At 59.5% G+C, this 13,198-nt stretch carries 11 protein-coding genes; 3 read left to right on the top strand and 8 right to left on the bottom strand.

Annotated elements, in window-relative coordinates; translation table 11 throughout:
* Positions 1-16: 16 nt before the first annotated feature.
* From GSQ93_RS38075 to GSQ93_RS12515, 3 genes are all read right to left on the bottom strand, one after another.
* Entirely contained in the window at positions 17-331 is a 315-nt protein-coding gene (locus GSQ93_RS38075) for a hypothetical protein (RefSeq protein WP_158935983.1), read from the bottom strand.
* A gap of 162 nt (positions 332-493) precedes the next feature.
* Positions 494-1,777, bottom strand: coding sequence for a ribonucleotide-diphosphate reductase subunit beta (locus GSQ93_RS12520; RefSeq protein ID WP_158935981.1), 1,284 nt, complete (start codon positions 1,775-1,777; stop codon positions 494-496).
* A 756-nt stretch (positions 1,778-2,533) separates the two neighbouring features.
* Complete coding sequence (locus GSQ93_RS12515; RefSeq protein WP_158935979.1) at positions 2,534-2,752, bottom strand: DUF3820 family protein; 219 nt, start codon at positions 2,750-2,752, stop codon at positions 2,534-2,536.
* A 147-nt stretch (positions 2,753-2,899) separates the two neighbouring features.
* Between GSQ93_RS12515 and GSQ93_RS12510 the strand changes: the two genes are divergently transcribed.
* The gene (locus GSQ93_RS12510) at positions 2,900-4,297 is read left to right on the top strand and encodes an MFS transporter (protein WP_158935977.1); all 1,398 of its coding nucleotides are present in this window, start codon (positions 2,900-2,902) and stop codon (positions 4,295-4,297) included.
* 402 nt (positions 4,298-4,699) lie between these two features.
* On the opposite strand, the gene GSQ93_RS12505 is transcribed toward GSQ93_RS12510, so the two are convergent.
* The 4 genes from GSQ93_RS12505 to ccsA all read right to left on the bottom strand — a co-directional run bounded on the left by GSQ93_RS12505 (position 4,700) and on the right by ccsA (position 10,264).
* A complete protein-coding gene (locus GSQ93_RS12505; protein WP_158935976.1) occupies positions 4,700-7,711 on the bottom strand; it encodes a ribonucleoside-diphosphate reductase subunit alpha in 3,012 nt (1,003 codons plus the stop codon).
* Positions 7,712-8,399: 688 nt separating this feature from the next.
* Positions 8,400-8,984: a 1,6-anhydro-N-acetylmuramyl-L-alanine amidase AmpD gene (ampD, locus tag GSQ93_RS12500; RefSeq protein ID WP_158935974.1), complete on the bottom strand. Its 585-nt coding sequence runs from the start codon at positions 8,982-8,984 to the stop codon at positions 8,400-8,402.
* Complete coding sequence (locus GSQ93_RS12495; protein WP_158935972.1) at positions 8,981-9,283, bottom strand: PP0621 family protein; 303 nt, start codon at positions 9,281-9,283, stop codon at positions 8,981-8,983. The genes ampD and GSQ93_RS12495 overlap by 4 nt, the downstream gene beginning before the upstream one ends.
* A 51-nt stretch (positions 9,284-9,334) precedes the next feature.
* Positions 9,335-10,264 (bottom strand): inner membrane protein YpjD, encoded by a 930-nt coding sequence (ccsA, locus tag GSQ93_RS12490; RefSeq protein ID WP_158935971.1) that lies wholly within the window; start codon positions 10,262-10,264, stop codon positions 9,335-9,337.
* Positions 10,265-10,401: 137 nt separating this feature from the next.
* Between ccsA and ffh the strand changes: the two genes are divergently transcribed.
* Positions 10,402-11,769: a signal recognition particle protein gene (gene ffh, locus GSQ93_RS12485; protein WP_158935969.1), complete on the top strand. Its 1,368-nt coding sequence runs from the start codon at positions 10,402-10,404 to the stop codon at positions 11,767-11,769.
* A 128-nt stretch (positions 11,770-11,897) separates the two neighbouring features.
* The gene (locus GSQ93_RS12480) at positions 11,898-12,449 is read left to right on the top strand and encodes a hypoxanthine-guanine phosphoribosyltransferase (protein ID WP_158935967.1); all 552 of its coding nucleotides are present in this window, start codon (positions 11,898-11,900) and stop codon (positions 12,447-12,449) included.
* A gap of 137 nt (positions 12,450-12,586) precedes the next feature.
* On the opposite strand, the gene GSQ93_RS12475 is transcribed toward GSQ93_RS12480, so the two are convergent.
* Complete coding sequence (locus GSQ93_RS12475) at positions 12,587-13,198, bottom strand: MarC family protein (protein ID WP_089162432.1); 612 nt, start codon at positions 13,196-13,198, stop codon at positions 12,587-12,589.

Raw genomic sequence — 13,198 nt, 5'->3', positions numbered from 1 at the left:
GGTTTCAAGATGAGAGTCAGTTCAAACAACACCCTTCGTCAAAACCCGCTTCCCGCGTGGGCTTCTCAGGACGCACGCTGCGAAGCGGATTATTCATCGGCGTACGCTGATGGAGCCTGCTTACGCTAATGAATACGGCAAGGCGCGCGGTGCCACACGGCACAGCGCGCCAAATTAAGTCAGCACCAGAAGAAGGTGCCGGCAATCGCTTGATCGGGCCGTCGGCGCTGCCGACGGCATATTTCGGGGGGAAGTTTGCCCGTCCCACTAAAGGGTCCGCAAAACGCCTGTCATCTATTTGGGCTGTTAAGCCACAAGGCGCACTTTGCATCAGGCGACCGTTCTCCTAAACCTGTTGGCCGGCGCGCGCGCAATCGTGATCGCACGCAATGGCGCCGGTTTGCCATTCTTCCCGTCTACTCGACGCCCTCTGTGAGCGCCTGGTCTGCATTTGATTCGTTGCGGCAATGCGTCCATTGCCGCTAGCTCTCGCTTATTCCCAAGTCAGCGCGCCGCCGGTCTGATACTCGATCACTCGCGTCTCGAAGAAGTTGCGTTCCTTCTTCAAGTCGATCATCTCGCTCATCCACGGGAACGGATTTTCTTCGTTCGGGAACAGCGGGTCGAGGCCGATCTGCTGGCAACGACGGTTACAGATGAAACGCAAATAACTCTTGAACATGGAAGCATTCAGACCGAGCACGCCGCGCGGCATCGTGTCTTCTGCGTACCGGTATTCCAGCTCGACGGCTTCCTGGAAGATCTCGCGGATCTCAGCGCGAAATTCCGGCGTCCACAGTTGCGGCTCTTCCAGCTTGATCTGGTTGATCAGGTCGATGCCGAAGTTGCAGTGCATCGACTCATCGCGCAGGATGTATTGATACTGCTCCGCCGCGCCCGTCATCTTGTTCTGGCGACCCAGCGCCAGGATCTGCGTGAAGCCGACGTAGAAGAAGAGCCCTTCCATCACGCAAGCAAACACGATCAACGACTTCAGCAATTTCTGGTCCGCTTCAAGCGTCCCGGTCGTGAAGGCCGGGTCGGTCAGCGTGTTGATGAACGGAATCAGGAACTCGTCCTTCGCGCGGATCGAGTCGACCTCGTGATACGCGTTGAAGATTTCGCTCTCGTCCAGACCCAGCGATTCGACGATGTACTGATACGCGTGCGTGTGGATCGCTTCCTCGAACGCCTGGCGCAGCAGGAACTGCCGGCACTCGGGCGCCGTGATGTGGCGATACGTCCCGAGCACGATGTTGTTGGCGGCGAGCGAATCCGCCGTCACGAAGAAACCGAGGTTGCGCTTCACAATCCGGCGTTCGTCGTCGGAGAGACCGTTCGGATCTTTCCACAGCGCGATGTCGCGCGACATGTTCACTTCCTGCGGCATCCAGTGGTTCGCACAACCCGCCAGATACTTTTCCCACGCCCACTTGTACTTGAACGGCACCAACTGATTCACGTCGGTCTTGCCGTTGATGATGCGCTTGTCCGCCACATTCACCCGCTTCGCACTTGCTGCTGCGATGTCGCTGGCGCTGGGTGCTGCGGGAGCAACGAAGTCGCTCGCAAAAATATTCGGTGCCGCTGACGTTTGATGAGCCGCTTGAAGAACGCCATGACCGGCGACTTGAGTGGCCGCGTGCGAAGTGCCTGGAGCTGCAGCACGCGATGCTTGGCTGACGCCGGCAACCTGACCCGCCGGGTTGCGCAACATGTTGTGTTGCGAACCGTTCGAGGGAGTTACGGCAGTGGTCTCGTCATCCCAGTTGAGCATAAATTCTCACCATCAATTTAGATCGGTTTGTACCATCTTTCCATGAGCGATAAAAGAGCTTGCTCATAAAAATCCTGTTTTAGTGTTGACGCTGCTACTTGCATACAACACTTTGCGTCGAGCTCACTGCTTGAAGCTTCATGCGAAGTCTCTATGAACGTGTTCGATGCAGTGCTTGTTCGGTGCTTCTTCAAGCTCGTTCCGCGTTGCTTTTGCTTGGAGCGCCTGCATCGTTCGGCTCTGCTGTGAATCGTGTTGCGTGCGTAATTTGCGAGGTAGAAAAGCGTGGAAGTTAAAGCGAGAGATCGAACAACTTTCACTGCGTGATTGCTTCGATGAAAACCTGGTGCATCTCTCATCTCGGCGCAGTGCGCATCGTCCCGTTAAGTGCTGCTCGCGACTCGTTCAAACCGGTCGAGTGAGAATGCGGATCATGCGCTTCAACGACCCGCTTCAACCCGCTTTTCGAGTGCTTCCCGACTCTCTAAAAACCGTTGCGCCGCGGTCGCGATTACACGCGTCTTGCTGCGGAAAACGTTACGCCGCGCGTCTCGTTTCCATGTCGAAAGTGTAGCACTCGACGCCGTCATCGCAAAGGCAAAACCACAAAATATTGGGTGTTTTGCGCCCGTGACGACTACCTATAGTACAAACGAATACGTCATGCAAGAGCAGATTTCGAGCGTGAAAATGCGGCTGCGAGGTCACTGGATGCACGCATGAATCACCCCGCAGCAGCCGCTTGCACGCGGCTTTTCAACCTCGTTTTTCGCGCAGCGGCGTGAGCAGTTCGCGCAAGTTGTTGTGATCGATTTCGTGCATCAGCGCGAGCAGCCGGCCGAGTTGTCCTGCAGGAAAACCCTCACGTGCGAACCACGCAAGATAGTGGCCAGGCAGGTCCGCGATCAAGCGGTCCTTGTACTTTCCATAGGGCATTTTCTGCGTGACAAGACGCTGCAAATCTTCCGGGTCCATCGTCGTTCTCCTCGAGTTTTATCGTCGCCGAATGACGCTCGAGCGCCGCACAAGCGTCGCTCATCACGGCACTTCGCGATGTCGCTGTCATGATATCGATGCCATAATCCCAGCTTCCCGCCGCGAAGAGATCCCCTTCCGTTCTCCATGTCGCTAGCCATCAAAGCTTTCGTTGCCCCTCTCATCGTCGCCTGCGCGATGTTCATGGAAAGCGTCGATGCCAACGTCATCGTCACCGCGATCCCCGAAATGGCCAAAGCGTTCGGCCGCGATCCTGTCACGCTGAAGATTGCCGTCACCAGTTATGTGCTCGGCCTCGGGGTCTTCATCCCGATCTGCGGCTGGGTCGCCGACCGCTTCGGCGCGCGCACCATCTTTCGACTCGCTATCGGTATCTTCGTCGCCGGCTCCCTCTTGTGCGCGGCGTCCACCTCGCTGATCCCGTTCACGCTCGCGCGCTTCGTCCAGGGCGTAGGCGGCGCGATGATGGTGCCGGTCGGCCGGATCATCATCTTCCGCTCGGTACGCCGCTCAGAATTCATCCGCGCGATGAACTACCTTTCGCTGCCGGCCATGTTCGGCCCCGCGGTCGGACCGCTGCTCGGCGGGTTCATCACCACCTATCTGCACTGGCGCCTGATCTTCTTCATCAACATCCCGATCGGCATCCTGGGCATCTACCTGACCAACCGTTACATCGGTAACGCACGCGAGCCGCATCCCGGACCGCTCGACTGGTTCGGTTTCTTTTTATCGGCGAGCGGCGGCACATTGTTTCTGCTCGGGCTCTCGCTGATCGGCGGCGAGCTGGTTTCTAATCGCACAGCTGCAGCCATGGCGCTCGCCGGCATGGCCTTCTTCATCGTGTATTTACTGCACTCACGACGCGTAAAACTGCCGCTCCTCGATCTGCGCTTCCTGTGCGTGCCGACGTTCCAGGCGAGTGTCGTGGGCGGGTCGCTGTTTCGCATCGGCTTGGGCGCGGTGCCTTTCCTGCTCCCGCTCGCGATGCAGGAAGGCCTCGGCATGAGCGCGTTCAAGTCCGGCTCGATCACCTGCGCGTCGGCGTTCGGCGGCATGTTCATGCGCTCGCTTGCGTCGCGCGTGCTGCACCGGTTTGGCTTCCGGCAGACGCTGATGGTGAACGCGGCGCTGTCGGGCATCGCGATCGCCGCTTGCGGCATGTTCTATCCGGGCACGCCGACGTGGGTCATCTGGGCCGTCGTGCTGCTCGGCGGTTTTTTCCCGGCGTTGCAATTCACGAGCCTCAACTCGCTGACGTATGCCGAGATCGAAAGCCGCGATGTGGGTCGCGCGACGAGTCTCGGGAGTTTTATCCAGCAGGTGTCGCTGGGGTTGGGCGTGACGGTCGGCGGGATCGCGCTGCAGATTTCGCATGACCTGCAGGGGCATCCGCAGATCGTCTGGTCGGATTTCTGGCCGGCGTTCGTGGTCGTTGGATTGTTTTCGTTTCTTTCGATTCCGATTACCGCGAAGCTGGCACAGAACGCGGGGCATGAGATATCGAGGGGAACGCGGGGGTGAAGCGGATGCGCGGCGCCTCGGAACGGCGGTGTCGATGCATATTGGAAAGCCAGCCCTGAATTCGCCAGCCCGGTCCGTTGTCGAAACAGCGAATGCATCTTCGGTACCGGCTTCGGATTTCAAACGGCGTAAAGCTTCTGAACTCAGCGAGCGTCAATACAAAAGGCTCGCTCCGAATCCGATCGCCCAAGCCGATTGCGGAAAGGGCAACCGCTTGAGAGCACCGCGACTCAAGTTTCAAACGCTGCGGCTACCGGAACTCAGCGAGCACAAATAGAAAAGGCCGGTTCCGAACCCGCCGCCCCTTCCGTTGTGGAAAGAACAGCCGTGTCGTACCGGCCTCGACTCTCTAGCACTACCTGAAGTACAGGCCGATTGCATCGGCCTGTAGCCTTCTAGCTCTTACTGGCAAGCCTCGCACTCGTCGAACCCGGCATCGCCCGGACGCATCATGCAGACCGGACCATCGGCCTCTGCTTGGGCCGCAGAGACAATCGCCGGTGCCGCAACCGCAGCGGCGTTAAAACCACCCGTCGACGACCCATGCGAACCCTGCGAGCCGAAACCGTTGCCGTTCGCGCCTGAAGCACCGCCCTCGCCGTTCCCCGAGTTACCCGAAGGCACCGAGTTCAGCTGACCGTGAGCCACAGTCGACTTCTCGACGTGCGTTGCGGCCATGGTGCGGAGGTAATACGTGGTCTTCAGACCGCGCAGCCACGCCAGCTTGTAGACCTCGTCGAGCTTCTTGCCCGACGCGCCACCCATATAGATGTTCAGCGATTGCGCCTGATCGATCCACTTCTGACGGCGCGATGCAGCTTCCACCACCCAGGTCGCGTCCAGTTCGAACGCCGTTGCGTAGATTGCCCGCAGATCAGCCGGAACCCGGTCGATACGCGACAACGTGCCGTCGAAGTACTTCAGGTCCGAGACCATCACTTCGTCCCACAGACCGCGTTCCTTCAGGTCACGCACCAGGTAATCGTTCACGACCGTGAATTCACCCGACAGATTCGACTTCACGTACAAATTCTGGAACGTCGGCTCGATACATGCCGACACGCCGATGATGTTCGAAATGGTCGCGGTCGGAGCGATCGCCACGCAGTTCGAGTTGCGCATGCCGTAGTTGGCGATCCGCGAACGCAGTTCGGTCCAGTCCATCGCCGAGCTGTCGTCCACTTCCACGTACCCACCGCGCGCTTCGGCCAGCAGCTTCAGCGAATCCTGCGGGAGAATGCCGCGGTCCCACAGCGAGCCGCGATAGCTCGAGTAACGGCCGCGCTCTTGCGCCAGTTCCGTCGATGCGTAGTAAGCGTAGTAGCAGACCGCTTCCATCGAGGTATCGGCGAAAGAAACGGCTTCTTTCGACGCATACGGCGTGCGCAGCAAGTGCAGGCAGTCCTGGAAGCCCATGATGCCCATACCGACCGGACGATGCTTCAGGTTCGAGTTACGCGCCTTGGCAACCGCGTAGTAATTGATGTCGATCACGTTGTCGAGCATGCGCATGGCGACGCTAACGGTGCGCTTGAGCTTGTCGTGGTCGAGGGCGAGCGTGCCGTCGGCCTGCGTCTTCATGTGCGCGACCAGGTTCACCGAGCCGAGATTACAAACGGCGATTTCGGTGTCGCTGGTGTTCAGCGTGATTTCCGTGCACAGGTTCGACGAGTGGACAACGCCCACGTGCTGCTGCGGCGAACGGATGTTGCACGGATCCTTGAACGTGATCCACGGGTGACCCGTTTCGAACAGCATGCCCAGCATCTTGCGCCACAGTTGCGCGGCCGGAACCTTCTTGAACAGCTTGATCTCGCCGCGTGCGGCCTTCTCTTCATACGCAACGTAGGCTTTTTCGAACGGTGCGCCGAACAGGTCGTGCAGGTCCGGGCAGGTTGCCGGCGAGAACAGCGTCCAGTCGCCGTTTTCGTGAACGCGCTTCATGAACAGGTCGGGAATCCAGTTCGCCGTGTTCATGTCGTGCGTGCGGCGACGGTCGTCACCGGTGTTTTTACGCAGTTCCAGGAATTCTTCGATATCCAGATGCCACGTTTCCAGGTACGCGCACACCGCACCCTTGCGCTTGCCGCCCTGATTCACCGCCACAGCCGTGTCGTTCACGACTTTCAGGAACGGCACGACGCCTTGCGACTTGCCGTTCGTTCCCTTGATGTGCGAACCGAGTGCACGCACACGCGTCCAGTCGTTGCCCAGGCCACCCGCGAACTTTGACAGCAGCGCGTTTTCCTTCAGCGCTTCATAGATACCGTCGAGGTCATCGGCGACCGTCGTCAGATAGCACGACGACAACTGCGAACGGCGCGTGCCGGAGTTGAACAGCGTGGGGGTGGACGACATGAAGTCGAAGCTCGACAGCACGTTGTAGAACTCGATCGCCCGCGTTTCGCGGTCGATTTCGTTCAGCGCCAGGCCCATTGCAACGCGCATGAAGAACGCTTGCGGCAGTTCAATACGCTTGGTTTCGTTGTGCAGGAAGTAGCGGTCATACAGCGTCTGCAGGCCGAGATAGCCGAATTGCAGGTCGCGGTCGGCGTCGAGCGCAGCGCCCAGGCGCTTCAAGTCGTACTGCTGGAGCTTTTCGTCGAGCAGTTCCGCTTCCACGCCCTGCTTGATGAACAGCGGGAAGTATTCAGCGTAGCGCGTGGCCATTTCGCCTTGCGAGACGTCTTCTTCCAAAATTTCGCGACGGATGGTGTGCAGCAAGATGCGCGCGGTGACCTGGCTGTACGCCGGATCCTTTTCGATCATGGTGCGCGCGGCGAGAATGGCGGAGTCATAGACTTGCGCCATCGGCACGCCGTCGTACAGGTTCTTCACCGTTTCCGCGACGATCGGGTCGGCGTTCACTTCGCTGCCGAGATTCACGCACGCTTCATTGATGCGGGCCTTCAACGCGTCCAGATCCAGCGGATGCGACACGCCGTTGTCGATCACGTTGATGCCAAGCGCATTCGCGCGCGTTTCCGGTGCGTGCGCGCGTTCCTGCGTGCGCTTCTCGCGATACAACACGTATGCGCGCGCCACGTTGTGCTCGCCGCCACGCATCAGCGCGAGTTCGACCTGATCCTGGATATCTTCAATATGGAACGTACCGCCGTTCGGACGGCTGCGAACCAGCGCCCGGATAACGCTCTGCGTCAGTTGTTCGACGAGTTCGCGCACGCGCGCCGAGCCAGCACCCTGGCCGCCGTTCACGGCCAGAAACGCCTTCGTCACTGCGATGGAGATCTTCGACGGCTCGAACGACACCACGGTCCCGTTGCGGCGGATGACTTTGTAGTCGGCCAGTGTGGTGTCCGGCGCGAGCGCGCTGGCGCTCGGCTGACTCTGTGCGCCCATGGGCCGCACGGAGGCGCCCTCATAGGAAGTCGTGGCGTTGTCGGTGGTTTGCATGTGCAAATCTCCAGGTGTTCGATGGTGCGGAACGTCCGCGGATTGAGATGCGTGCCGCGCGCGGTGGCTGCTGGTTGCTGCTTTGTTGCTGTTCACTGCTTTTGCCAACCGCGCACGACGATGAAATTGAAAAAGACTTATTCGGGAAAATTGCCGGTGCCGTTCTTGCGCTCGGTCCCCTGGTTTTTTCATGGGCCGATACACTTCAAACCGACGAAGACAACCTCTCTCGCTACGCCTGTTTGCCTCGGTCTTTCAAACTGAATGCCGACTGTTTTTACGCGACAAATCAGTCGCTTATCCGGTGTTTTCTTCTATGGCCGGACAAGCTTGCGGCGCCGGCTCTATGAGCGGGGCGCCGCCCGGACAACACAACATCTAGTGCGAATTACGTCTCTGAGCACCAAGTATAGTGGCATTCCGCACAGTCTCAAAAACTTTTATTTGCTGAAGAATGGCCTCAGAGGGTTGACTTTTGAAATGCCAAAGTCGGATAAGGGAAAGCGCGTCAACGTGCTGCGAACGCACGCAAACTCGCCGCAATGCAAAATGAAAGCTGGTCCAATCCGTTGCAAGCGATGAGGCAAGACTGGCGGGAACGCAGACGACGATGGCGAGACATGGTGCGTTGTCGCGGCTCAGTGACTCACGCGGCAACGCACTCAATCAGGTGTGAACAAGCAGCGAATCAAACGTCGCCGAGATAGGGAAAATACTGAAGCGGGAGTTGTGTATCGCGTTGCAGTCGCGACCATTCGAAGTACGGGCCAGGATCGGTTTTACGACCCGGCGCGATGTCCGAGTGACCGGCGATTGCTTCGATCGGATAGCGCCGTGTGACCGCCTGAACCACCTCATTGAGCGACAAATATTGCGCGTCCTCGAACGCACATCGATCGCTGCCTTCCAGTTCGATACCCACCGAAAAGTCGTTGCATCGCTCGCGCCCGAGAAAGCTCGACACGCCCGCGTGCCATGCGCGCTCGTTGCACGACACAAATTGTTCGATGCGGCCATCGCGATGAATCACGAAATGCGACGAGACCCGCATGCCGCGCAAGTGGTCATAGTACGGATGAGCGTCGTGATCGAGACGGTTCTGGAAGAACTCGGCGATAGCACTGCCGCCGAACTCATCGGGCGGCAAGCTGATGTTATGAACGACAATGAGCGTTGGCTCAATCCCGCCCGGTCGCGCTTCGAAGTTCGGAGACGGCAGCCGATGCGCGGCCGTGTACCAGCCGTCGGCATCGATCAAAGCGGTCACGCTCATCGAGCGTCGCGGCCTGTGGGATGAGTGGCGTAGCGCTGGGCGTGATCGGTGCAACAGAAGCGATGCCCGGCCACGACAATCGCTTCGCCGCTAGGCGTATGCACGCCGCATTCCGCGCAGCGCACTAGAGGATCGGGGAGTTGAGGTACGCCGCCGGAGGCTGATGGGCCACGCGAGGCGCGTGTCGCCCCTGCAGCGCCGCCCGTTTGCGGGCCCGCGCCGGCTTGAGCGCGCTTGAGCTTCTTGAACAGCCATTGGCTCGCAAAGAACACAAATATCAGCAGGAGAAGTTGGCGCATGATCTTACTAATAGTAGAGGCAATAAAAGCCCAGGGATTCAGACGACTACGTCAAACAACCGCGCGATGCAGCAGCACCTCGAACACGAAGCGGCTGCCCACATAAGCAAGCAGTAACGCGACGAACGAAGCGAGCACCCAGCGCAACGCAGCGCGGCCGCGCCAGCCCGACACGCGGCGAGCGGTCAGCAGCGCGCCGAACATCAGCCACGACAAAATGGCGAAAACCGTCTTGTGATCGAGTTTGAACGCTTTGTCGACGAGTTGTTCGTTGAACGCGACACCCGATATAAGCGTGAGCGTCAGCAGCACGAAGCCCGCTGAGATCAGCCGGAACAACAATTTTTCCAGCGTGAGCAACGGCGGCAAGGTATCGAGCCAGCTCGACACCCAGCTATTCGACGTATGCCGCGTAGCCGTCCCTCGCATGTTCTGCAAGCGCTTTTCCACCATCAGCATCAGGATGGCGTGAAGCGCGGCAATCGCGAACAGCCCGTACGCAATATTCGCGATCAGGAAATGCAGCTTGAACATGGGCGCGGCGGCATAAGGCAGCACACGCACGCCGCCGAAAATCAGCGGCATCACCGAGGCCACGCACGCAAGCGGAAGCACGAGCAGCCGCAAGCCATCGAGCGGGAAGAAAAAGCTCTCTATCCAGTAGATGCCCGCGCCCAGCCAGAACATGGCGGAGAGCGCGAAGGCGAAACCGAACACCATCGAGTTCTGCGGAAAGATGGTGGTGTGCAACAAGATGCCATGCACGAGCAACGCGACGCCCAGCAACGCGCGCCCTATCGTACTCATGCCCGACGCCTTCGATGCCCGGCCACTCTGCATGGAGTCGGCCATGCCGGCGTTCATTCCGGCAGGCATGCCCGCCAGCGCCGGCTCGACAGCCGTGTTGCGATGCGCGCGCCAGCCGGCTACGGCAAGTCCGCCGTAGAGAAGCGCAGTGAGGGCATACAGTACAATATCCATGTTCGAAGTTTACACCAGCCCCTGAAGCCGCGACGTCTTCCCCCTCTTGCCAGCTTGCCTGGAACTAGAGCCGCCAGGACGCCGTTACCCGTTACCTACTGTTATCCGGCACCCGGCCGCACTTTCCACACGCTCCCATGCTCGACACACTCACTACACGGATGGCGCGCGTCGTCAAGACGCTGCGCGGCGAAGCCCGGCTCACCGAGGCTAACACGCAGGAAATGCTGCGCGAAGTACGCCTGGCGCTGCTCGAGGCCGACGTCGCGTTGCCGGTTGTGCGCGAATTTATCGCGAAGGTGAAGGAAAAAGCGCTCGGCGAAGAAGTGCTGTCCAGCCTGTCGCCGGGTCAGGCGCTCGTCGGCGTCGTGCAGCGCGAGCTGACGGCGATTATCGGCGGGGATTACGAGGGTAAGGCCGTCGAGCTGAATCTCGCGGTTACGCCGCCAGCAATCATCCTGATGGCCGGCCTGCAAGGCGCGGGTAAAACCACCACGTCGGGCAAGCTCGCCAAGCTGCTGCGCGAGAAGCACAAGAAAAAAGTGCTGACGGTGTCCGTCGACGTGTATCGTCCGGCCGCTATTCAGCAGTTGAAAACGGTGACCGAACAGGTCGGCGCGGATTTTTTCCCGTCGGAGCCGGATCAAAAACCGGCGGATATCGCCCGCGCGGCGGTGGATTGGGCGAAACGCCATTTCCATGACGTGCTGATCGTCGATACGGCCGGCCGCCTCGGTATTGACGAAGCGATGATGAAGGAAATCGCCGAGCTTCACGCGATCCTGAAGCCTGCGGAAACGCTGTTCGTGGTCGACGCCATGCTTGGCCAGGACGCCGTGAACACCGCCAAGGCGTTCAGCGACGCCCTGCCGCTGACCGGCGTGGTGCTGACCAAGCTGGACGGCGATTCACGCGGTGGCGCGGCGCTGTCAGTGCGTCATGTCACCGGCAAGCCGATCAAGTTCGTGGGTGTCGCCGAAAAACTGGACGGGCTAGAAGTTTTCCACCCGGACCGGATGGCGAACCGGATTCTCGGCATGGGCGACATTCTCGCTTTGGTTGAGGAAGCGCAGAAAGGCGTGGATGGCGCGGCCGCGCAAAAACTCGCCGATAAAGTCAAGAAAGGCGGTGATTTCGACCTGAACGACTTCCGCGCGCAACTTGCGCAGATGAAGAACATGGGCGGTTTGTCGTCGCTGATGGACAAGCTGCCGGCACAATTCCAGCAAGCTGCCGCGGGCGCGAACATGGGCGTCGCGGAAAAACAGATGCGCCGGATGGAAGGCATCATCAATTCCATGACGCTGGTGGAGCGCGCGAAACCCGATCTGATCAAGGCGCAGCGCAAGCGCCGTATTGCAGCGGGCGCGGGCGTGCAGGTCCAGGAAGTCAACCGTATGCTCGCTCAATACGAGCAGATGCGCGGCATGATGAAAAAGCTGAAGGGTGGCAATCTGCAGAAAATGATGCGCGGCATGAAGGGCATGATGCCGGGCATGCGTTAAAGTTTTTATTTCGGCTCAGGTTTGATTTTTTACGACCCGCGTTTTCACCGAGGAACGCGGGTTTATGATGTGGCGCTTAGCGCCTCGTTTCCCCTATTTTTAGCTCTACACCCTCGCCGCCTGCCCTTATGAATCGCGAAGAAGCACTCCACATTTTCAGCCACTCCGAAGAGATCGTTTCGGCGCAAGACGTGACCGCGTCGATCGAAAGCATGGCGAAAGCCATTGGCGCGAGCACGGGCGAAGAGTTCCCGCTCGTGCTGTCCGTCATGGGCGGCGCGGCTGTGTTCACCGGCATGTTGCTGCCGCATCTCGATTTCCCGCTCGAGTTCGATTACATCCACTTGACGCGGTATCGGAACACGACCAAAGGTGGCGACAAGATGGAGTGGCGTGTAGCGCCGGCGGAAGCGGTGAAAGATCGCGTGGTGCTGGTACTTGACGACATCCTGGATGAAGGCGAAACCATGGCCGCCATCCGCGACCGCATCATGGCCATGGGCGCGAAGAAATTCCTCTCTGCTGTGCTGTGCGAGAAGCTCATCAATAAATCGAAACCTCTGCGGCCGGACTTTTGCGGCTTTGAAGTGCCGGACCGGTATGTCTTCGGTTGCGGCATGGACGCAAAGGGATACTGGCGCAATTTGCCGACTATCCGGGCACTGACGGAAGGCGCGTGATCGTCTTCGCCAGCGCTTGAGGTGCGGCGATTGGCCGCATGATCTCCTTGGCGGCGGGCGCAAGTCACCAAGATTAAAAGGCCGTTTCAACGTGAGTTGAAACGGCCTTTGTACGTTCATTGCGCCAAGGTCTTCAATCAGCCATTCGCAGCCAGTTGATGCACGAAGGTCCGTATTCCGGTGAGGATCATTTCCACCGATATCGCGACAAGCACCAATCCCATCAGCCGTTCGAACGCCGTGACCGCGCGCTCGCCCAACCAATGCTGAATCTTCTCGGCCAGCACGAGCACCACCGCGCAGACCATCATGGTGACCGTGAGCGCGCCGATCCATTCCCACATCTGCCCAGGCGCCTGCGATGTCAGCAACATCACCGTCGCCAGCGCCGACGGACCGGCCAGCGCAGGAATGGCCAGCGGCACGATCAGCGGTTCGCCACCGCGCGAATCGCCGCCCATCGGACCATCGGGATGCGGAAAGATCATCCGCAAAGCGATCAGGAACAACACGATCCCGCCACCCAGCCGCAACGACAAATCCGTCAGACTCATCGCGCGAAGAAAGCGGTCGCCGACCAGCATGAACACCAGCAGGATCCCGAAGGCGATCGCGACTTCCCGCAAGATTACAACCCGCCGGCGCTCCTTCGCCACCCCACGCAACGCGTTGATGAAGATCGGGATATTGCCGAGCGGATCGGTGATCAGGATGAGCAGCACCGTCGCCGAGAGGAAGTTGTACTGCAC

The organism is Burkholderia sp. S171 (genome assembly GCF_009766085.1).
In the GTDB taxonomy this organism is placed as follows: Bacteria; Pseudomonadota; Gammaproteobacteria; order Burkholderiales; family Burkholderiaceae; genus Caballeronia.
This window is presented reverse-complemented; position numbering and strand designations above follow the sequence as displayed.